Source organism: Rhizobium album (assembly GCF_003122325.1).
GTDB classification, from domain to species: domain Bacteria; phylum Pseudomonadota; class Alphaproteobacteria; order Rhizobiales; family Rhizobiaceae; genus Metarhizobium; species Metarhizobium album.
The window spans coordinates 103,008-123,890 of the sequence record NZ_QFBC01000002.1 but is presented as its reverse complement, the minus strand read 5'-3'; the positions used below and the strand labels follow the sequence as shown (position 1 = coordinate 123,890).

Sequence of the window (20,883 nt, the reverse complement as noted above, 5' to 3'; positions counted from 1 at the left end):
GCAATGGATTTCGAAACTCTGAACTACGACATCGAGGGCGTGGCGACCGTCGTGCATGCCATCGGCAATGGCCCGGCGGTGCTGGCGCTGCACGGCGCGGCCACCATCGAAGGCATCGAATGGGCGCGCGGCCTTGCCGACCGTTTTCGCGTTTACCTGCCGCATCACCCCGGTTTCGGCGACAGCGGCGAGGCGCCGCACGTCACCGGCATGCAGGACATCGTCGTCCACAACCTGCATCTCGTTTCGGCGCTGCGGCTGGACCGGCCGCATCTCGTCGGCCATTCGATGGGCGGCTGGATGGCCGCAGAAATGGCCATCGTCGCCGGCGAGCGTTTCGGCAAGCTGGTGCTGAACGCACCGGCCGGCCTCAACCATCCCGACCATCCCGGCGCCGACCTGTCGGCCATCGGACCCGAGGCGCTGCCCGGCTATCTGGCGCATGATGTCGATGTTGCCTTGCGCTATTTCCCCGGCGGGGCCGAATGCCCGCCGCTCGAAACCTTCCTCGCCGCTCGCGACAAGGAGGGCCGCGCGCTCGGCAACATCCTGAAGGCGCACGGCATGGGGCACCCCAATCTCGGCCGCTGGCTTTCGCGCATTCCCAACCCGACGCTGATCGTCTGGGGCGAGGAGGACCGCATGCTGCCGGCGTCGCAGGCGCCGCTCTGGCAGGAGCGCATCCCGGATTCGCGCATGCTCATCGTACCCGGCGTCGGCCACTTCGCCATGCAGGAAGACCCCGCCGTGGTGACCGCCATCGGCGATTTCCTCGCCGGCTGAGATAGCTCGCCGCGAGAAAACATACATTGTCAGGAGGAACAGACATGAACGCACCCTTGAAACACGGACCCGGCTACTGGGGCACCACGACGAATTTTGCCGACCTTCTGGAGCACGTCCGAAAGATCGGGCCGGTGCTGCAGGAAAATGCCACGGCGACCGAAGAGCTCGGCCGGCTGAACGAACCCACATTCGAGGCGCTGAAGCCGCTGCGCATGTCGCATATCTTCGCCGCCGAGGAGATCGGCGGCGCGCAGCTGTCGCCGACGCAGGGCCTGCAGCTGATCGAGGCGATCACCTACCAGAGCGGCGCCGCCGGCTGGGTGTCGATGGTACATGCCTGCATCGGCGCGATGTCGGCCGCCTTCCTGCCGGACACCGCCATCGCCCGCCTGTTCGGCGGCGAGACGGACAACCGCTTCTCCGGCCAGGGCACGCCGACCGGCATGCTGAAGAAGGTCGACGGCGGCTACCGGCTGAACGGCAAGTGGTCCTATGCGAGCGGCATCCACCACGCCACCTTCACCCATACCGCCGCCCTTCTCGACGACGGCAGCGGCCAGCCGGCCAAGGACGAGAACGGCAACGTCGTCGTGCTCTGCGCCCACGCGCCGGTCGGCGAGCACGGGCTGCTCGGCAACTGGAACGTGCTCGGCCTGCAGGGCACCGGCAGCATCGACTACGATGCCAAGGACGTCTTCATTCCCGACGACATGGTGTTTCCGATCATGACCGCCGAGCCGCAGCGCCAGAAGGAATTCTTCAGCCTTGGTGTCGTCGGGCTTGCCGCCATCGGCCATTCCGGCTGGGCGATCGGCGCCTCGCGCCGTATCCTCGACGAGATGGCGAAATACGCCGTGGGCAAGACCGGCCGCGTCGGCCTGCTCGGCGAGAGCGACAAGTTCTGGTACGATTACGGCCGGGCGGAAGCCCGCGTGCGTGCCGCCCGTGCCTTCCTCTTCGAGGTCTGGCGTGACGTGGAAGCCTCCATCGAGGCCGGCAACCGCGTGTCGACGCGGCAGATCAGCCTCGTGCATCTCGCCAAGTCGGAAGTGCACGAAGCCGGCGTCGATGCCTGCCATTTCGTCTACCGCGCCGCCGGCGGCGCATCGCTGCGCGACGGCGTCATGCAGCGCACCTACCGTGAAATGCTGGTGGCGGCCAACCACTTCACCATCAATGCCAATATCGTCGGCGCGGCCGGCCGCGAGGTTGGCGGGTTGTGGACCGATCGCGTCTGGCAGTTCTACGACATGGTCGAGAAGAAATGACGGCGCGGCCGGAGCAACAGGAGGGGGCCGCCGAGGCGGCTCCGACCTCCAGCGGCGCTGGCGTGGCCGAAGCCTTCATGACGGCCTTCCGCCATCATCCGGCCGGCGTCGCCATCATCACCGCCGACCCGGGCGACGGGCCGGTGGCACTGACGGTGAGTTCGCTGATCTCGGTAAGCGCCACGCCGCCCACCGTCGCCTTTTCGCTGTCGGACAATTCGTCCAGCGCCGGCGTGGTACGCCGCGCGGAAACGGTGGTGGTGCATTTCGTGCGCCGCAGCGACATGGATCTCGCCCGGCTCTGCGCCACCGGCGGCAAGGACCGCTTCGGGCCGGACGTCCGCTGGGCCCGGCTTGAAACCGGCGAGCCTTATTATCCCGGCATCGGCCTCTGGTTTCGGGCAGCGATCCGCGGTCGGTTTGCAGTTCCCGGCGCTTGCCTCGTTTCAGCCGAGCTTCTGGAGGTCTCGCCCGATGCGCTCACGTCCCACAGGGACGATCCGCTCATCTACGCCAACCGTGCATGGCACGGCCTGAAGCCGATCGCCGATGCCGGCCGAGCGCCGCTGCTGCTGTGGCCGGACGATTCGGCGACGTTTTAAAGCCTGTCGCGCAACAGTGCCGAACGCTCCTGCACCGGGAATTGCGGAGAAGCAAAGAGATGAAGCGTTTTCGCGTTTCGGGGAAAAGCGGAAATGTTCTGGCGACGCCTTGCCGTCAGAGGCTCCAGATCACCGCCTGTTCATGGCGCTTGATCAGATGCTTGAGGTCTTCGAAACTCTTACGGATGTGGGCGCAGAACGCCTCGACCGCCGGTGCGCGGATTTCCTCTTCGCGACGCAGCAGGCCGAGCGCCCGTTCGGGATGGGGGATGTTGACCGGCAACGCCGTGATCGACTTGTCGTTGCGATAGGCGAAGACGACGCTGTGCGGCAGGATGGTCAGCGCATCGCTCGCCTTCATGTAGTTGACGGCGCTCACCAGCGAACCGCCGGAATAGCGGATCTTCGCTTCCGTCGCGCCGAGCGACAGCACGAGACTGTGCAGGTCGGCAAACAGCGGACTGCCCGGCGGCGGGGCGATCCAGGGAAAATCGAGGAGTTCGGCGGGATCGAGCTTGCGGCGCAGGAGGAGCGGATGGGTCACGCGGCAGGCGACGACGTTGCGGCCGGGAAGCAGTTCCTGGAACCGCATGCCGGAGCCTTCGTCCAGCACGTCGATTGGGCAGATGGCAAGGTCGATGCGGTCGGCATTGATCGCCGCCAGCAGGTCGGGAAGATAACCGTAGCTCTGCTCGATGCGCACGTCCGGCGTGGCGTCCTGGAATTCGGCGATCATGCCTGAGATCAGCACGTCCATGAAGAACGGCGTGCCGCCGACGCGCACCACCCCCGTCCGGCCATGGCGGAAACCGTCGACGAGCAGCGAGGCCTTGCGCGTTGCCGTCAGCATCGCCTGGCCGTGGTCGGCGAGCGCTCGCCCCAGCGGCGTCGGCTGCAACGGCCGCCGCCCCTTGACGAACAGCGGCTCGCCGAGCCGCTTCTCCAGCATGGCGAGCGTGCGCGATACCGCCGGCTGGGTAAGCCCGAGCAGGTTCGCCCCTTCGGTGACGCCGCCGGCCTGGACCACGGCGGCAAGCTGGATCAGGTGTCGTTCATCCATCTTCATAACGATATGGTATATTAAATCGAACAAAAATCATCAAGTGCTACGTTCGATGCTGGTAATGTGCATTTCAGGAGGAGCCATGACGACCACGTCTTTCACGGAAGCGGATTCTGCAACGCTTGTGATCGAGCGGCTGGCGCAGTGCGTCGGCCCGCTGCCGGCCTTTCTGGCTGCGCTGGTCAGGCATGTGCACCAGGCCGTCAGGGAAACGCGGCCGACCCAGGCCGACTGGCGGCGCGCCATCGAATTCTTGACGGAAGTCGGCCATGCCAGCGACGACAAGCGGCAGGAATGGGTATTGCTTTCCGACCTTCTCGGCGTCAGCGCGCTGGTGGAGGAGATCAACACGCGCCGGCCGAAGGGCGCCACCCCTAACACCGTACGCGGTCCCTTCTATCGCGCCGATGCCCCGCGTCTGGCGTCGGGCGCCGATATTTCGCTGGACGGCATCGGCGAACCGCTCGTCGTCAGTGCCCGCGTCACCGATCTCGACGGCCAACCCGTTGCCGGCGCGAGGGTCGAGACATGGCAGGCCAATGCGCAAGGGTTTTACGAAAACCAGCAGCCGGACCTGCAGCCGGAATTCAATCTGCGCGGCGTCTTCACCACGGATGCGGGCGGAGGCTTCTCCTACCGCACCGTGCGGCCGGGCGGTTACGCCGTGCCCTGCGACGGGCCGGTCGGGGGTATGCTGCATGCGATCGGCTATCCGCTGCGCCGCCCGGCGCACCTGCATTTCATCATCACTGCCCCCGGCTTCGAAACGATCAGCACCCATGTCTATGACGGCCAGGATCCGCATCTGGCCGAAGACGCGCTGTTCGGCGTCAAGCAGGAGCTGGTCGGCAGCTTCCGGCCGGATGACGGCACGGCAAAGGGCGGCCGCTGGTCGCTGGATTTCACCTTCGTGATGGTACGGGCGCGCAAGGAGCGCAAGTCGGCATGACACTCGATTTTTCCTATCAGCCGCATCCGATCCGTGTCGTGTTCGCCTCCGGCGCCAGCGCCGGCGTGGCGCAATGGGTCGAGACGCTGGGCTGCCGCCGGGCGCTGGTGCTGACGACGCCGCAGCAGGCGGCGGACGGCGAGGCGCTGGCCGCCCGTCTCGGCACGCTTGCCGTCGGCACCTTTGCCGGCGCGACGATGCACACGCCGGTCGAGGTCACCGAACGGGCACTGTTGCGTGCCGCCGAACTCAAGGCCGATTGCGTCGTTTCTCTCGGCGGCGGCTCGACCACCGGGCTTGGCAAGGCGATGGCCTACCGCACCGACATCCCGCAGATCGTCATCCCCACCACCTATGCCGGCTCGGAAGTGACGCCGATCCTCGGCCAGACCGAGAACGGCATCAAGACGACGGTGCGCGGCGAGAAGATCGTGCCGGAGGTGGTGATCTACGATCCGGAACTGACGCTCGGCCTGCCGGTCGCCATGAGCGTGACCAGCGGCCTCAACGCCATCGCCCATGCGGCCGAGGGGCTGTATGCCCCCGACCGCAACCCGATCACCACCATGATGGCGGTCGAGGGCATGCGGGCGTTCTTCGAGGCGCTGCCGGTCATCGTCAAGGCGCCGCGCGACGTCGAGGCGCGGGAAAAGGCGCTTTACGGCGCCTGGCTCTGCGGCACGGTGCTCGGCCAGATCACCATGTCGCTGCACCATAAGATCTGCCACACGCTGGGCGGCAGCTTCGACACGCCGCATGCCGAGACGCATGCGGTCATGCTGCCGCACACGATCGGCTTCAATGCCGCCGCCGTGCCCCAACTCCTGGCGCCGATCACCGACATCTTCGGCGGCACGCCGGGGCAGGGGCTCTACGATTTTGCAAAGTCCGTGGGTTCGCCGCTGGCGCTCAGGGATTTCGGCCTTTCGCAAAGCGATCTCGACCGCGCCGCCGAGATCGCCACCCGCAACCCTTACGCCAATCCGCGGCCGATCGACGGCACGTCGATCCGCGCGCTGCTCCAGGACGCTTGGTCGGGAGACCGCCCGCCGCTCTGATTGCCTGTGTCTACTTTGGGAGGAGGAAACCAGAATGTTGACTAGACGTGATTTGCTGAAGACCGCAGCCGCAACCGGTGCGCTTGCGGCGACATCGGGGCTTGCCATGCCCGCCATCGCCAAGGGCGCGGCGATCAAGCTCGGTTATGTCAGCCCGCAGACCGGGCCGCTTGCCGCCTTCGCCGAGGCCGACAAGTTCATCATCGACGGCTTCCTGGCCAATACTCAGGCCGCCGGCCTGAATTTCGAGGTGGTCGTCAAGGACAGCCAGTCGAACCCCAACCGCGCCGCCGACGTCGCCAAGGAGCTGATCGTCGACGACGAGGTCAATATCGTGCTCGTCGCCTCGACGCCGGAAACCACCAACCCGGTCGCCACCACCTGCGAGGCGGAAGAGGTGCCGTGCATCTCGACGGCGGCGCCGTGGCAGCCCTGGTTCATCGGCCAGCAGGCCAATCCCGGCGACCCGTCCTCGTGGCAGCCCTTCAATCACGCCTTCCATTTCTTCTGGGGGCTGGAAGACGTCATCGCCGTCTACACCAACATGTGGCAGCAGCTCGAGACCAACAAGAGCGTCGGCGGCCTGTTTCCCAACGACGGCGACGGCAACGCCTGGGGCGACAAGGCCGTCGGCTTCCCGCCGGTGCTGGAAAAGGGCGGCTATTCCCTCAACGACCCCGGCCGCTATCAGAACCTGACCGACGATTTTTCGGCGCAGATCAACGCCTTCAAGTCCGGCAACTGCGAGATCATCACCGGCGTGATGATTCCGCCGGACTTCACCACCTTCTGGAACCAGGCCAAGCAGCAGGGATTCCGGCCGAAGATCGCCTCGATCGGCAAGGCGATCCTTTTTCCGCAGGCCGTCGAGGCGCTGGGCGACACCGGGCACAACCTGTCCTGCGAGGTCTGGTGGTCGCCGAGCCACCCGTTCAAGTCGTCGCTGACGGGCGAAAGTGCGGCCGAACTCGCCGCCGGCTTCTCCAAGGCCACCGGCCGTCCGTGGACGCAGCCGATCGGCTTTGCGCATGCGCTGTTCGAGGTGGCGGCCGACGTGACGAAGCGCGCCGATCCGACCGACAGCGCCGCCGTCGTCGCGGCGATCGCCGCCACCAGGCTCGACACCATCGTCGGGCCGGTTGCCTGGGACGGCGCCAACGTGCCGCCGTTTGCGGCGAAGAACATCGCCAAGACGCCGCTGGTCGGCGGTCAGTGGCGGCTGAAGGACGGCGGCGGTTACGACCTCGTCGTCGTCGACAACCGCACCGCCCCGGTGATCCCGGCCGGCGGCAAGATGGAAGCGATCGCGTAAGGGAGCAGACAGGCGTGCCTCTAGCCCCTTTTCCCCGCTGGGGAGAAGGGGCTAGAGGCGTCATGACTCGCTTTTGTCCGAAGGGGCTTCTCCGCCCCTCCACTCCAAAAAAACCGATCATCCGGGAGGACAATGATGGCCATACTCGCCCTGGAAAACCTGTCGAAAAGTTTCGGCGCCCTGAAGGTGGCGGATGACGTGTCCTTCACGCTGGAGGAGGGCGAGGCGCTCGGCATCATCGGCCCGAACGGTGCGGGCAAATCCTCGCTGTTCAACCTGATCAACGGCAATCTGCGCGTCGATTCCGGCCGCATTCTCTTCGATGGCGCCGACGTGACGCGCCAGCCGCCGATGGCGCGCTGTCTTGCCGGCATCGGCCGCACCTTCCAGATCCCGCAACCCTTCCAGCAACTGACCGTCTTCGAAAACCTGCTGGTCGCCGCCGCCTACGGCGCGCGCAAGACCGAAAGGGAGGTTTCGGATCGCTGCGCCGACATCCTGGTCGCGACGGGGCTGATTGCGCGCGCCAACCAGCCGGCCGGCAGCCTCGGCCTGCTGCAGCGCAAGCGTCTGGAACTGGCCCGTGCGCTCGCCACCGATCCCCGGGTGCTGCTGCTCGACGAGATCGCCGGCGGGCTGACGGAGGCGGAATGCGGCGAGCTGGTGGAGACGATCCGTTCGATCCACGCCAGGGGTACGGCGATCATCTGGGTCGAGCATGTGCTGCATGCGCTGAATTCGGTGGTGAGCCGGCTGCTGGTCCTCAATTTCGGCAAGGTGATCGGCATCGGCCGGCCGGCCGAAATCATGGAATCGCAAGCGGTGCGGCAGATCTATCTGGGGATCGACGTCTGATGGCCCTTCTCGAAACCCAGGGGCTGACGGCCTTTTACGGCGATTTCCAGGCGCTTTTCGGCGTCGACATCACCCTCGATGCCGGCGAGACGGTGGCGATCATCGGCGCCAACGGTGCCGGCAAATCGACGCTGATGCGCTCGATGTCCGGCATGATCGCCAACGCGGCCGGACAGGTGCGGTTCGAGGAGCGGGAGATCGGGGCGCTGCCGGCGCCCGACGTCATGGCGCTTGGCATCGCCATGGTGCCGGAAGGGCGCAAGCTTTTTCCCTCGCTCAGTGTCGAGGAAAACCTGCTGATTGGCAGATATGGCCGCGCCACCGCCGGCGCATGGTCGCTGCAGACGGTCTACGACCTGTTTCCGGTGCTCAAGGAGCGCCGCAACAGCCCCGGCACGGCGCTCTCGGGCGGCCAGCAGCAGATGGTGGCCATCGGCCGGGCGCTGATGTCCAATCCGAAGGTGCTGCTCTGCGACGAGATCAGTCTCGGCCTCGCGCCTGTCATCATCCGCGACATCTACGCGGCCTTTCCGAAAATCCGCGCCGAAGGCGCCTCCATCGTCATCGTCGAGCAGGACATCGGCCAGGCGCTGAAGGTGGCCGACCGGCTCTATTGCATGATGGAGGGACGTGTGACGTTGTCCGGCACCCCGGCTTCGGTCGGTCGCGACGAGATCCATGCGGCCTATTTTGGAGCGCACACGGCATGAACTGGCTCGATACGATCGTACAGGGCATTCTCCTCGGCGGGCTTTACGCGCTGTTTGCGGCAGGCCTCAGCCTCGTCTTCGGCATCATGCGGCTGGTCAACCTGGCGCATGGCGACCTCATCGTTCTCGCCGCCTTTCTGCTGCTGGTTCTGGTCAGCGCGCTCGGGCTCAATCCGTTCGTCGCGGCGCTGGTCGCGCTGCCGGTGATGTATGCGATCGGCTGGGGGCTGCAGTTCCTCGTGCTCAACCGTACCATCGGCGACGACATCCTGCCGCCGTTGCTCGTCACTTTCGGCCTTTCGGTGGTGATCCAGAACGCCTTGCTGCAGGGCTTTTCCGCCGACAGCCGCCGCGTGCCGGTCGGAGCGCTCGAAAGCGCCTCGCTGCAGATCGGCCCGATCAGCGTCGGCACCATGCCGCTCTTCACCTTCCTGTCGGCCGTCGGCGTCATCGTCGGGCTGAACCTGATCTTCTACCGCACCGGTCTCGGCCGCGCCTTCCGTGCCACCTCCGACGACCGGGCGACGGCCGGACTGATGGGCATCCGCGCCGACCGCATCTTCGCCACCGCCACCGGCCTCGCCATGGTGGTGGTGACGATTGCCGCATTGTTTCTCGGCACGCGCGCCAATTTCGACCCGACCATGGGGCCGGCGCGGCTGATCTATGCCTTCGAGGCGGTGATCATCGGCGGGCTCGGCTCGTTCTGGGGCACGCTTGCCGGCGGCGTGATCATCGGCGTGGCGCAGACGCTCGGCGCCGCCATCAATCCCGAATGGCAGATACTCGCCGGCCATCTGGCCTTCCTCCTCGTGCTGCTGGTCCGGCCGCGCGGGCTTTTCCCAAGGGCACTGGATTGAAGGACGGTGGATTGAGATGACGCACGAAACCCTGTCTTCCTCTTCTTCACAGGCGCCTGCCGCCGCTTCCGCCTGGACGGTGACGACGCGAAACCGCGCTTCGTCGGTTGCCGCGCTGCTGATCGTCGCCGTGCTCCTGGCCGGTATCGCGGCGCCGCTCTTCGCCAGCCGTTCGGTGCTGCAGGACCTGTTCTTCATCCTCACCATGCTGACGCTGGCGCAATGCTGGAACCTGCTGGCCGGTTATGCCGGGCTGGTCTCGGTCGGCCAGCAGGCTTTCGTCGGTTTCGGTGCCTATGTCATGGCCGCATCGGTCGCTCTCGGCGGGTTCGACCCGGTCGTCGCCATCCTGTTCGGCGGGCTTGCTGCCATGCTGCTGTCTGTACCGACCGCCTTATTCGTCTTCCGCCTGCACGGCGCCTATTTCGCCATCGGCACATGGGTGATCGCCGAGGTGGTGCGGCTGCTGCTGGCGCAGTGGAAGGCGCTTGGCGGCGGCACGGGAACATCGCTGCCGACGGGCGTGGCGCGCGAGCTGCCGGGCGTGCGGCTCGTCGCCGACTGGTTCGGCGTGCGACCGGCGCAGGCGGCCGACATGGTCTATTACTGGCTGGCGCTGCTGCTCGCCTGCGCGGCCATCGGTTTTGCCTACAGGCTGCTGCGCTCCAAGCAGGGGCTCGGCCTCGCCGCCGTGCGCGACAACGGCCAGGCGGCGCGGGCGGTCGGCATCGATCCGAACCGCATCCGGTTCGCCGTCTATCTCGCCGCTGCCTTCGTCACCGGGCTTGCCGGCGCGCTGATCTACCTGCAGAAGGCCCGCATCTCCCCGGATGCCGCCTTCTCGGTCACCGACTGGACGGCCTACGTGATCTTCATCGTCGTCATCGGCGGCATCGGCACCATAGAGGGGCCGATCATCGGGGTGGTCGTCTTCTTCATCCTTCGCAACCTGTTTGCCGATTACGGCTCCTGGTACCTGCTCGTCCTCGGCCTTCTCGGCATCGCCATCATGCTGTTTGCGCCGCGCGGCCTGTGGGGCCTGTTTACCGAGCGCACCGGCATTCAACTTTTCCCCGTCCGGCGCATCCTTGCCGGCGGACCATTGACCAAGACTATAAAGGGAGGGCCGCATGGCTGATATCAATACGGACGTTCTGATCATAGGGACAGGCCCCGCCGGCTCGGCCTCGGCGGCGCTGCTGGCTTCCTACGGCGTCGAAACCATGGTCATCAACCGCTACCGCTGGCTGGCCAACACGCCGCGGGCGCACATCACCAACCAGCGCACCATGGAAGTCCTGCGCGACCTCGGCCGCGACGTGGAGGAGGAAGCCTATCTGTTCGCCAGCCATCAGGATCTGATGGGGCAGAACGTTTTCTGCACCTCGCTTGCCGGCGAAGAAATCGGCCGCATGCGCAGCTGGGGCACCCATCCGGTCAGCCGCGCCGAACACCAGCTGTCGTCGCCCTCGCATATGAACGACCTGCCGCAGACCTTCATGGAGCCGCTGCTGTTCAAGACCGCCTGTTCGCGCGGCGCGCAGGCGCGGATGTCGACGGAATATCTCAGCCATGTGCAGGATGACGACGGTGTCACCACCACCTGCCGCGACCGGCTGACCGGCCGCGACTTCACCATCCGCTCGAAATACCTGATCGGCGCCGACGGCGGCAATTCCAAGGTGGCGGAGGATGCCGGGCTGACCTTCGAGGGCCGCATGGGCGTCGGCGGCTCGATGAACATCCTGTTCAAGGCCGATCTATCGAAATACGTCGCCCACCGTCCCTCGGTGCTCTATTGGGTCGTGCAGCCGGGTGCGGATGTCGGCGGCATCGGCATGGGCCTGGTGCGCATGGTGCGGCCGTGGAACGAATGGCTGATCGTCTGGGGCTACGACATCAACCAGCCGGCGCCGGAGGTCGATACCGCCTTCGCCACCAAGGTGGTGCGCGACCTCGTCGGCGACCACGACCTTGCCGTCGAGATCCAGTCGGTTTCCACCTGGACGGTCAACAACCTCTATGCGACGACGATGCAGAACGGCCGCGTCTTCTGTATGGGCGACGCCACCCACCGCCATCCGCCGTCGAACGGGCTCGGCTCCAACACCTCGATCCAGGACGCCTTCAACCTCGCCTGGAAGCTTTCCCTGGTGCTGAAGGGCCAGGCCGGTCCGAAGCTGCTGGACAGCTACCAGCGTGAGCGCGCTCCGGTCGCCAAGCAGATCGTCACCCGCGCCAACAAGTCGATCGAGGAGTTCGGCCCGATCTTCCAGGCGCTCGGCCTGCTCGATTCCATCGACCCGGTGAAGATGCAGCAGAACATGGATGCGCGCTGCGACGATACCGCCGCCGCCGAACTGCAGCGTGCCGCGATCCGCGACAGCATCGCCGCCAAGGTCTACGAATTCGATGCCCATGGCGTCGAGATGAACCAGCGCTACGCCTCGGATGCCGTCCTGACCGACGGGCAGCCAGAGCCGGCCTTCGAAAAGGATGCCGAGCTGCATTACCAGCCGACCACCTGGCCGGGGGCGCGGCTGCCGCATGCCTGGCTGTTCGGCGCAGACGGCGCGAAAGCCTCGACGCTCGATCTTTGCGGCAAGGGCCGCTTCACGCTGCTAACCGGCATCGGCGGTCGCGGCTGGGTCGAGGCGGCGAAGGCGCTTGCCCGCGAGCTCGACCTTCCGCTCGAGGCGCATGTCATCGGCCCGCGCCAGCCCTGGCAGGACCTGACCGGCGACTGGGCCAACCTGCGCGAGGTCCGCGACAGCGGCGTCGTGCTCGTCCGTCCCGACCAGCATGTCTGCTGGCGCCGGGAAACGCTGGCGGAAGATCCGGTTTCCGAACTCCGCCGCGCCCTGACCTCCATTCTAGCCCTGTGAGAGTTGAACCATGGACACGCATGAAAAGGGTTTCTTCACCGAGGAGAATTCGGTGGAGGTCGTTATCGGCCGCAACGCCAATGCCCGCGACGAGCGCCTGAAAGAGGTCATCGCCGTCATCACCCGCAAACTGCACGAGGCGGTCAAGGAAATCGAGCCGACGCAGGAGGAATGGTTCAAGGCGATCATGTTCCTGACCGACACCGGCCACCTGTGCAACGAATGGCGGCAGGAGTTTATTCTCCTGTCCGACGTGCTCGGCGTCTCGATGCTGGTCGATGCGATCAACAACCGCAAGCCCTCCGGCGCCTCCGAATCGACCGTGCTCGGGCCGTTCCACGTTGCCGACGCACCGGAGCTGCCGATGGGCGCCAATATTTGCCTCGACCAGAAGGGCGAGGACATGGTGATCCACGGCCGTATCCTCGATACCGAGGGCAGGCCGATCGCCAATGCGGTGCTGGACGTCTGGCAGGCCAATGACGAAGGTCTTTACGACGTGCAGCAGAAGGGCATCCAGCCGGATTTCAACCTGCGCGGCGTTTTCCGCACCGGCGAGGACGGCCGCTACTGGTTCCGCGCCGTCAAGCCGAAATTCTACCCGATCCCCGACGACGGCACCGTCGGCAAGCTTCTCGGCGACCTCGGCCGCCATCCCTACCGCCCGGCGCACCTGCACTTCATCCTCAAGGCCGACGGTTTCGAGACGCTGACGACGCATATTTTCGACCCGCACGATCCCTACATCAATTCCGACGCCGTCTTCGGCGTCAAGGAAAGCCTGCTCGCCGACTTCCGGCGCGTCGACGATCAAAATCGCGCCCGGGAACTGGAATTCTCCGGCTGGTTCTGGGAGGTCGAATACGACTTCGTGCTGGCGCGGCCGCAGCCGCGCTGACGGCGGGCGAGGGGCTTTGGAGCATTTTCGCTTTTCTCCAAATCGCGAAAACGCTCTCTCCTTTTGTTTTGCCGAATTGCCCGACGCCGAGGTGATTCCGCTTCGGCTGGAAATGCTCTACGCCCCGCCCTTGCGCTCGGCCATGAACGGGCCGTGCGCCCAGTCGATCTCGCGCTCGTGTTTTTCCAGAACCCGACGCAACTCCGAAAACTCCCGCCGCAGGTGGCCCATGAACTTGCGGCCGGCGGGGTTGGAGTAGGGCTTCTTCTTGGTCATGATGCCGAGCGCGCGTTCCGGCTGGGGAATGTCGAGCGGAATGACGCTGATCTTGTTTTCCCGGCGGAAGGAATGGGCCACCGACAGCGGCAGGATGGCGAGTGCATCTGTGCCGGTCAGGTAGTTGATCAGGCTGAGCAGCGAACCGCCGGCATAACGGATGGAGACTTCCTCCAGCCCGAGCGTCAGCAGGATGTTGTGCAGGTCGAGCACCAGCGGCGAACCCGGCAGCGGCGCCACCCACGGATAATTGACGATGTCCTCGGTCGCCAGGCTGCGCTTGCGCACCAGCGGATGACCGGTGCCGCAGGCAAGCACGTTGCGGGCGGGCAGCAGCGGCTCGAAATGATGATCGGCATTGAGGTCCACGGAGCCTGTCGGCGTCACCGCCAGATCGATCTGCCCCGATTCCAGTTCGCTCACCAGTTCCGGATAATTGCCGTAGGACTGGTGCACCATGATGCCCGGTTCGTCGCGCTGGAACGAGGCGATCATCGGCGAGATGACCGCATCCATGAAGAAGGGCACGCCGCCGATCCGAACCCGGCCGGAGGAGCCGGACTTGAAGCTGCGGATGATCTCCATCGCCTTGCGCGACGAGGCGAGGATCGCCTTGCCCTGCAGGCCCAGTTGTTCCCCGAGCGGCGTCGGCTGCATCGGCCGGCGCCCGGAAACGAACAGCGGCTCGCCGACGCGTTTTTCAAGAATGGAGATGGTGCGCGACACGGCCGACTGCGTCATGCCGAGCATGGCGGCCGCTTCGGTGACGCCGCCGGTTTCAATGACGGCGGCGAGCTGGACGAGGTGATGTTCGACGATCTTCATAGCAGAATGCTATAATGTTTATGAATAATCTCATCAACGGCTGTTTCGGATCGGCTATAGTTTTCGAATACCAAGCGGTCGGGAGGCGGTTTGGAAGCGGCCTGCCGCCGCGCCCGGGGAGAACCGATTATTTCAGAGGAGGAGAACGATGGCATTTCTCAGTGGCTATCATCATTTGACGCTTTGCACCGACGGCGTGCAGGAAGACTACGATTTTTACACCAAGGCGCTCGGCCTCTATTCGGTAAAGCGCACCGTGCTGTTTGACGGCACGATCCCCGTCTATCATCTTTATTACGGGTCGCGCAGCGGCGAAGCGTCGACCATCATCACGACGTTCCCCTTCCGCAAGCCCGCCGTTTTCGGCAAGCGCGGCACGAACCAGTCGAAGATCATCCTGCAGGCAATTCCCGTCGGTGCGGCCGATTATTGGGTCGACCGCCTCAACGCCCGCGGCATCGCGGCGGAAAAGATCTCCCGCTTCGGCCTGACCCGCGTCGCCTTCAAGCATCCCTGCGGTATTCCGCATGAACTGGTCGAAAGCCCGGCCGACAGCCGTCCGTCCATCGTCAACGAGGCGCAGGGCGTTACCGCCGAACATGGCATCAAGGGCATCTATGGCGCCGCGATCGCCGTGTTCGACCGCACGTCGATGGACGATTTCCTGACGGTCGGCCTGTCGATGAAAAAGGAGGCCGACGGCAGCGAGGGGCTGATGTTCTCCGTTCCCAACGCCAATGGTCCGAGCAGCATGGTCGAGATCCTGCACGAGGCGAACGGTCCGCAAGGCACCTGGACGCTGGCCGGCGGCACCATCCACCACCTCGCGCTCAACACCGGCAACGAAGACAACCAGCTGAAGCTCAAGGCGCATCTGGAAGGTCTGGGCTTTACCGACGTTTCCGACCAGAAGGATCGCAACTACTTCAAGTCCTGCTATGTCCGCTCGCCGGGCGGCGCGCTGTTCGAGATCGCCTGGTCGGTCGAGGGTGGCTGGGCGCTGGATGAACCGGCCGACCAGATCGGCTCGACGCTGGTCTTCCCGCCGTGGTTCGAGAACCGCCGCGAGGAACTGATCGCCGGCCTGGAACCTGCAAACTTCTGAGCTGGATCGATGGCGATACATCAAGACCCTCTCCTCCTCGGCTTGTCCCCCGAGGAGGCGCACGTCCACTGCATCTTCATCCATGGGCGAACCCAGTCGCCGGAGGACATGCGGGAGCAGGTGATCGGCAAGCTCAACGCTCCGGGCGTGGCCTTCGTGCTGCCGCGCGCCGCCGGCAACAGCTGGTACGGCGCACGCGCCACCGACCGCTTGACCCCGGCGACGCGCGAGGAGCTTGACGACGCGCTTGCCTATGTCCGCGATATCGCCGAAGACCTGTCACAGCGGCGCCATGCGACGCCGCTGCTGATTGGCGGTTTCAGCCAGGGCGCATGCCTGACGCTGGAATATGCGATGAAATACGGGCCGTGGCAGGGTGCCATGGCCAGCCTGACCGGCTGCCGCGTCGGCACGGCCGACTGCGAGAGGCCGTTCGCCGATCTCGATCGCATGCCGGCCTACCTGACGGGTTCCGACAAGGACCCCTGGATCCCCGTCGCGGCATTCGCCGAGGCGACGGAAAACCTGGCGCGGGCACGGGCACGTCTGCGCTGCGACGTCCTGCCTGACCGCGCCCACGAGGTTTCGGCCGGCGAGATCGCCACTGTCGATGAGTATTTATCTGCGATAGCCGGGGAGGATCGCGCGTCTTTATAAACCGCGTCTGTTCATCGGCGGCAGGGCGACGAAGGCTATCGGCTGGTGCGGTCGATCCCCGGGCAGCCCGTCAGCCAGACGATGGGTTATAGCTGGATAAGCGGATACGACAACCGGAAAAAGGTGAGGTGAGGCTGCCGGCAGGCGTGCGGCCAGCTTGAAAAGCGGCGACGCCGAAACCGGCGGCTGGAAAGGCCGCCGTTCATGAGGGGTGGCGCAGGATTGCGGGTTGGCCGGCGCTACTGGCTCTGACTTTGACTCTGGCTCTGGCTCTGGCTCTGCGTCATGCCGAGATCCTCGACGGCGATCGCCACCGTCAGTGTTTCCTCCGGCGAACCGAACCGCATGCCGGAAACCGGCGCGGCATCGGTATAATCGAGACCGGAGGCGATGCGGACATAGCGGTCGTCGGGGCAGATCTTGTTGGCGACGTCGAAGCCGACCCAGCCGAGTCCCGGAACATGCGCCTCGGCCCAGGCATGCATGGCCGCCTGGTCCACGGTTCCTTCGAGCAGCAGGTAACCCGAGATGTAGCGGGCCGGGATGTCCAGGAGCCGGGCGGCGGCGATGAAGATGTGGGCATGATCCTGGCAGACGCCGCTTTTCGCCTCCATGGCGGCTTCCGCCGTCGTCGCGGCGGTCGTCGTTCCCTTTTCATAAGCGACTGTCGCATGGATGGCGGCCATCAGCGCGTGCAGTTTTGCGACCGGATCGCCGGCCTCGATGCCGCGGGCAAGCTCCATCACCAGCTTTCCGGGCTTGGTCAGCGGCGTCTCGCGCAGGAAGAGCCAGAGCGGACAATAGCCGACATGCGCCCCGAAAACGCCGTTGCGGTCTTGCGTCTCGACCTCGCCGCTGGCGACGATGCGGGTGGTTTTCTGCTCGCCCTCGTTCGACACCAGTTCGACGTGATTGCCGAACTGGTCGTCATAATCCACCTCGACCGCAGCACCCTCGACGCTGACGGACCAGCTGGTGATCGTCTGGCCAGGGCTCGCCGCCGGCGTCAGCCGCAGGCGCTGCAGAGAATATTGAACCGGTCCGTCGTAGGAATATTCCGTGGTGTGCGTGATTTTCAGTTTCATCTGCGTAACGGTCCCCCGCCGCTTACTGGTAGAAGCGGTATCCTTCGGTGATTTCCTGGCTGAGCTGGTTGTTGCGGCTGACGAAGAGTTCGAGGAATTCATGGAGGCCCCGGTCCATGATCTCCTGGATCGACATGGTCTGCAGCCGGGCGCGGATGGCGTCCGCCGTGTCGTGCGCCGGCAGCCGCTCGCCGTATTCCTTTTCGAGATAATGCAGGTTGCTGACGATCTTCTCGTAGCAATAGGCAAGCGAGCGCGGCATCTGGCCGTTGAGGATCAGGAAGTCGGCGATGTTGGCCGGGCGGTATTCGGCGTCATAGACCCAGCTGTAGGAGCGATGCGCCGAAACCGATCGCAGGATCGATTCCCACTGGACGTTGTCGAGCGACGAACCGACGGCGGAGACCGAGGGCAGGAGCACATAATACTTCACGTCGAGGATGCGGCTGGTATTGTCCGCCCGCTCGATGAAGGTGCCGATGCGGGCGAAGTTGTAGAGTTCGTTGCGCAGCATCGAACCGTGGAAGGCGCCGCGGATCAGGCCGGCGCGGCGCTTGATCACGTCGATGGCCTGCGGCAGGTCGGGGGATTTGACCTTCCTGGCCAGAAGCTGCTTCAGCTCCATCCAGCATTCGTTGGTCGCTTCCCAGGTTTCGCGCGTCAGCGCGGTGCGCACCATGCGGGCATTGTTGCGGCCGAATTCGATGCAGGACATGACGCTCGACGGATTGGAGCGGTCGCGTAGCAGGTAATCGATCGCGTCGACGCCGGTGAGTCTGGCATGCACCTCGGCATAGGCCTCGCGCACGCCGGCGCTGTGCAACACGCCGTCCCAATCCTCGTCCGAGGCGCCGCTGCGGGTCAGCGACATGCGCAGGCCGGCATCGATGAGGCGCGCGATGTTTTCGGCCCGTTCGATATACCGGAACATCCAATAGAGGCCGTTTGCGGTTCTTCCAAGCATGGGCGTCTCAGTCCTCCAGGACCCAGGTGTCTTTGGTGCCGCCGCCCTGGCTGGAATTCACCACCAGCGATCCCTGCTTCAGCGCGACGCGGGTCAGCCCGCCGGGGATGATCTGCACCTTGTCGGAAACCAGCACGTAGGGACGCAGGTCGACATGGCGCGGCGCGATGCCCTTGTTGACGAGGATCGGCACGGTCGACAGCGACAGCGTCGGTTGGGCGATATAGTTGTTCGGCTTGGCCTTCAGCTTCTCGGCGAAATCGGCGCGCTCCTTCTTGCTGGCCGTCGGGCCGACCAGCATTCCGTAGCCGCCGGAACCATGCACTTCCTTGACGACGAGGTCGGCGAGGTTTTCCAGCACATATGTCAGCGTGTCGGGCTCCGAACAGCGATAGGTCGGCACGTTTTCGAGGATCGCCTTGCGGCCGGTGTAGAACTCGACGATCTCGGGCATGTAGGAGTAGATCGCCTTGTCGTCGGAGATGCCGGTTCCCGGCGCATTGGCGATGGTGATATTGCCGGAACGGTAGACGTCCATGATGCCGGGGATGCCGAGCTGCGAATCCGGCCGGAAGGTGAGGGGATCGAGGAAATCATCGTCGACGCGACGGTAGAGCACGTCGATTGCCTGATAGCCGCGGGTGGTGCGCATCTTCACCTTGCCATCGATCACCCGGAGGTCGGAGCCCTCGACCAGCTCGACGCCCATCGTGTCGGCGAGGAAGGAGTGTTCGTAATAGGCGGAATTGTAGATGCCGGGCGTCAGCACGGCGACGCGCGGCTTGCCCTTGCAGCCGGGAGGCGCCAGCGAAGCGAGGCTCTGGCGCAGCAAGAGCGGGTAGTCCTCGACGCGCTTCACCTTGTTGAGGTGGAAGAGTTCGGGGAACATCTGCATCATCGTCTCGCGGTTCTCCAGCATGTAGCTGACCCCGGAGGGGGTGCGGGCATTGTCTTCCAGTACATAGAACTGGTCTTCGCCGGTGCGGACGATGTCGGTGCCGACGATGTGGGTGTAGACGCCGCCCGGCGGACGGAAACCGATCATCTGCGGCAGGAAGGCGGTGTTACGCTCGATCAGTTCGCGCGGCACGCGGCCGGCGCGGATGATCTCCTGCTTGTGGTAGATGTCGTCGAGGAAGGCGTTGAGCGCGATGACCCGCTGCTCGATGCCCTGGGCGAGCTTTCGCCATTCCTTGGCGGAGATGATGCGCGGGATGATGTCGAAGGGAATGAGCTTTTCGGAGGAGTCGGCGTGGCCGTAGACTGCGAAGGTGATGCCGGTCTTGCGGAAGATGTTTTCGGCATCCTGGGATTTGCCGATCAGGTGTCCCCGGTCCTGTCCGGAATACCAGTCGAAATAGTCTTTGTATGGCTCCCGCGGAGTGTTGTCCGCACGTATCATTTCATCAAAGGCCAACGATGCGTTCCCCCTTTTTTTTCATTTGAATACAACGGCAAAGGCAATGCAAGAACCATGCACATTTCGAGGCAAAGTTTTTGTCGCTGGCGTTTGCCGCAATTTTGGGCATGATTTTATTGTCGAATTTTCCCGTGACGGGCGATTTCCGGCTGTGCCGCGCATGGCGCAACCGGCGATTTGGTCATGCAATCGGCATCTGCCGAAAATTCCGCCTGTGGCAGATCTGTCCGATCGTCGAAAAAATTCCGGCAAGGACGGCCATTTCGCGCCGTGATGTTTTGACGCGGCCGCCCGCCGGACGTAAGGATCCGCGCCACTGTCTTCGGCGGCGATGGCCGCGAACGGAGAAATCTCGATGCTCGACCGGCTTGCTCCGGCTGTTTTCGTGCTGCTCTGGTCCACCGGCTGGGTCGCGGCCGGTTTTGCAGCCCTCCATTCGGAACCCTTCACCTTCCTCGCTTTGCGCTACGGCCTGTCGATCGCAGCCTTTGCCGGTTTCTGCCTGCTGACGGGAGCGACCTGGCCGCGCAGCTGGCGCTTGGTCGGCCGGGCGATCTATTCCGGCATTTTCCTGCACGGTCTTTACCTTGCCGGCCTCTGGTGGGCGATCGCGCAAGGCGTACCGGCCGGGCTTTCCGGCATCATCGCCGCGTTGCAGCCGCTGCTGACCGCCATGGCGGCGAGCTGGCTGCTGGGCGAGCGCATGAGCGGCCTGCAGCGGGTCGGCCTGATGCTCGGCTTTTCCGGCATCGCCATCGCCATCTCGCCCAAACTGCTGGCCATCGATCCGGCCAACCTGACGCAGACGGCGCTGCCGCTCTTCGTCAACCTGCTGGGCATGGTGTCGGTGACCTACGGCACCATTTACCAGAAGAAGCATCTGCAGGAAGGCGACATCCGCGCCATCGCCACGCTGCAATATGCCGGGGCCGTGCTGGTGACGGCGCCTTTGGCGCTGTTGTTCGAGGACCTGCATTTCGACGGCTCGCATGAGGCGATCCTGACGCTGCTCTGGTCGATCTTCGGATTGTCGATGGGGGCGGTCGGACTGCTGCTCTATCTCATCCGCCGCGGCCAGGTGTCCAAGGCGGCGTCGCTGATCTATCTCGTGCCGCCGATGGTGGCGCTGCAGGCGGCCATCGCCTTCGGCGAACCGCTGACGCTGCCGATGATCGTCGGCACCGCGATCGTCGTCGTCGGGGTCTACTTGACGAACCGCAAGCAGAAGGCCGAGCCGCTGCCGGCGGATTGATAGGCGTGTTTCCGTTTCCTGGATGAAATGAGGGGTGCCACACGGCATGACCT

General features: G+C 64.9%; 20 protein-coding genes. 15 read left to right on the top strand and 5 right to left on the bottom strand.

Annotation, left to right across the window (positions count from 1 at the left end; genetic code table 11):
• Positions 1-3: 3 nt before the first annotated feature.
• Genes DEM27_RS04705 through DEM27_RS04695 form a run of 3 tightly spaced genes read left to right on the top strand, consistent with a single transcriptional unit; the run spans position 4 to position 2,656 of the window.
• Positions 4-783, top strand: a complete 780-nt coding sequence (locus DEM27_RS04705; RefSeq protein WP_109457053.1) for an alpha/beta fold hydrolase — start codon at positions 4-6, stop codon at positions 781-783.
• Between the two features lie 44 nt (positions 784-827).
• Positions 828-2,054: an acyl-CoA dehydrogenase family protein gene (locus DEM27_RS04700; protein ID WP_109457052.1), complete on the top strand. Its 1,227-nt coding sequence runs from the start codon at positions 828-830 to the stop codon at positions 2,052-2,054.
• Positions 2,051-2,656 (top strand): flavin reductase family protein, encoded by a 606-nt coding sequence (locus DEM27_RS04695; protein ID WP_109457051.1) that lies wholly within the window; start codon positions 2,051-2,053, stop codon positions 2,654-2,656. The genes DEM27_RS04700 and DEM27_RS04695 overlap by 4 nt, the downstream gene beginning before the upstream one ends.
• Positions 2,657-2,771: 115 nt before the next feature.
• Here DEM27_RS04695 and DEM27_RS04690 read toward each other — a convergent pair whose 3' ends face one another.
• Positions 2,772-3,722 carry a LysR family transcriptional regulator gene (locus DEM27_RS04690; protein ID WP_109457050.1) on the bottom strand — a complete coding sequence of 317 codons (951 nt, stop codon included), beginning with the start codon at positions 3,720-3,722 and terminating at the stop codon, positions 2,772-2,774.
• A gap of 79 nt (positions 3,723-3,801) precedes the next feature.
• On the opposite strand from DEM27_RS04690, the gene DEM27_RS04685 reads away from it, so the two are divergent.
• From DEM27_RS04685 to DEM27_RS04645, 9 genes are all read left to right on the top strand, one after another.
• Entirely contained in the window at positions 3,802-4,668 is an 867-nt protein-coding gene (locus DEM27_RS04685; protein ID WP_109457049.1) for a dioxygenase family protein, read from the top strand.
• Positions 4,665-5,726 carry a maleylacetate reductase gene (locus DEM27_RS04680; RefSeq protein WP_109457048.1) on the top strand — a complete coding sequence of 354 codons (1,062 nt, stop codon included), beginning with the start codon at positions 4,665-4,667 and terminating at the stop codon, positions 5,724-5,726. Before DEM27_RS04685 ends, DEM27_RS04680 begins: the two co-directional genes overlap by 4 nt.
• A gap of 34 nt (positions 5,727-5,760) precedes the next feature.
• Positions 5,761-7,038: an ABC transporter substrate-binding protein gene (locus tag DEM27_RS04675; protein WP_109457047.1), complete on the top strand. Its 1,278-nt coding sequence runs from the start codon at positions 5,761-5,763 to the stop codon at positions 7,036-7,038.
• Positions 7,039-7,173: 135 nt separating this feature from the next.
• Positions 7,174-7,893: an ABC transporter ATP-binding protein gene (locus DEM27_RS04670; RefSeq protein WP_109457046.1), complete on the top strand. Its 720-nt coding sequence runs from the start codon at positions 7,174-7,176 to the stop codon at positions 7,891-7,893.
• Positions 7,893-8,603 carry an ABC transporter ATP-binding protein gene (locus DEM27_RS04665; RefSeq protein WP_109457045.1) on the top strand — a complete coding sequence of 237 codons (711 nt, stop codon included), beginning with the start codon at positions 7,893-7,895 and terminating at the stop codon, positions 8,601-8,603. Before DEM27_RS04670 ends, DEM27_RS04665 begins: the two co-directional genes overlap by 1 nt.
• Complete coding sequence (locus tag DEM27_RS04660; protein WP_109457044.1) at positions 8,600-9,463, top strand: branched-chain amino acid ABC transporter permease; 864 nt, start codon at positions 8,600-8,602, stop codon at positions 9,461-9,463. Before DEM27_RS04665 ends, DEM27_RS04660 begins: the two co-directional genes overlap by 4 nt.
• Positions 9,464-9,479: 16 nt before the next feature.
• Positions 9,480-10,601, top strand: coding sequence for a branched-chain amino acid ABC transporter permease (locus DEM27_RS04655; RefSeq protein WP_109457043.1), 1,122 nt, complete (start codon positions 9,480-9,482; stop codon positions 10,599-10,601).
• Positions 10,594-12,348: an FAD-dependent oxidoreductase gene (locus DEM27_RS04650; protein ID WP_109457042.1), complete on the top strand. Its 1,755-nt coding sequence runs from the start codon at positions 10,594-10,596 to the stop codon at positions 12,346-12,348. The genes DEM27_RS04655 and DEM27_RS04650 overlap by 8 nt, the downstream gene beginning before the upstream one ends.
• A 10-nt stretch (positions 12,349-12,358) precedes the next feature.
• Positions 12,359-13,246 (top strand): intradiol ring-cleavage dioxygenase, encoded by an 888-nt coding sequence (locus tag DEM27_RS04645; protein ID WP_109457041.1) that lies wholly within the window; start codon positions 12,359-12,361, stop codon positions 13,244-13,246.
• 117 nt (positions 13,247-13,363) lie between these two features.
• On the opposite strand, the gene DEM27_RS04640 is transcribed toward DEM27_RS04645, so the two are convergent.
• Positions 13,364-14,347: a LysR family transcriptional regulator gene (locus DEM27_RS04640; RefSeq protein ID WP_109457040.1), complete on the bottom strand. Its 984-nt coding sequence runs from the start codon at positions 14,345-14,347 to the stop codon at positions 13,364-13,366.
• 148 nt (positions 14,348-14,495) lie between these two features.
• On the opposite strand from DEM27_RS04640, the gene DEM27_RS04635 reads away from it, so the two are divergent.
• Together DEM27_RS04635 and DEM27_RS04630 are read left to right on the top strand one after the other, a co-directional pair.
• Positions 14,496-15,452 carry a VOC family protein gene (locus DEM27_RS04635; RefSeq protein ID WP_109457039.1) on the top strand — a complete coding sequence of 319 codons (957 nt, stop codon included), beginning with the start codon at positions 14,496-14,498 and terminating at the stop codon, positions 15,450-15,452.
• A 9-nt stretch (positions 15,453-15,461) separates the two neighbouring features.
• Positions 15,462-16,109 carry an alpha/beta hydrolase gene (locus DEM27_RS04630; RefSeq protein WP_109457038.1) on the top strand — a complete coding sequence of 216 codons (648 nt, stop codon included), beginning with the start codon at positions 15,462-15,464 and terminating at the stop codon, positions 16,107-16,109.
• A gap of 239 nt (positions 16,110-16,348) precedes the next feature.
• On the opposite strand, the gene DEM27_RS04625 is transcribed toward DEM27_RS04630, so the two are convergent.
• From DEM27_RS04625 to DEM27_RS04615, 3 genes are read right to left on the bottom strand one after another with little or no spacing between them, the layout of a single operon-like run.
• The gene (locus DEM27_RS04625; protein WP_109457037.1) at positions 16,349-17,194 is read right to left on the bottom strand and encodes a transglutaminase family protein; all 846 of its coding nucleotides are present in this window, start codon (positions 17,192-17,194) and stop codon (positions 16,349-16,351) included.
• Between the two features lie 22 nt (positions 17,195-17,216).
• Positions 17,217-18,158: an alpha-E domain-containing protein gene (locus DEM27_RS04620; protein WP_109457036.1), complete on the bottom strand. Its 942-nt coding sequence runs from the start codon at positions 18,156-18,158 to the stop codon at positions 17,217-17,219.
• A gap of 7 nt (positions 18,159-18,165) precedes the next feature.
• Positions 18,166-19,575, bottom strand: a complete 1,410-nt coding sequence (locus DEM27_RS04615) for a circularly permuted type 2 ATP-grasp protein (protein ID WP_109457035.1) — start codon at positions 19,573-19,575, stop codon at positions 18,166-18,168.
• Between the two features lie 358 nt (positions 19,576-19,933).
• On the opposite strand from DEM27_RS04615, the gene DEM27_RS04610 reads away from it, so the two are divergent.
• A complete protein-coding gene (locus DEM27_RS04610) occupies positions 19,934-20,830 on the top strand; it encodes a DMT family transporter (RefSeq protein WP_109457034.1) in 897 nt (298 codons plus the stop codon).
• Positions 20,831-20,883 lie beyond the last annotated feature (53 nt).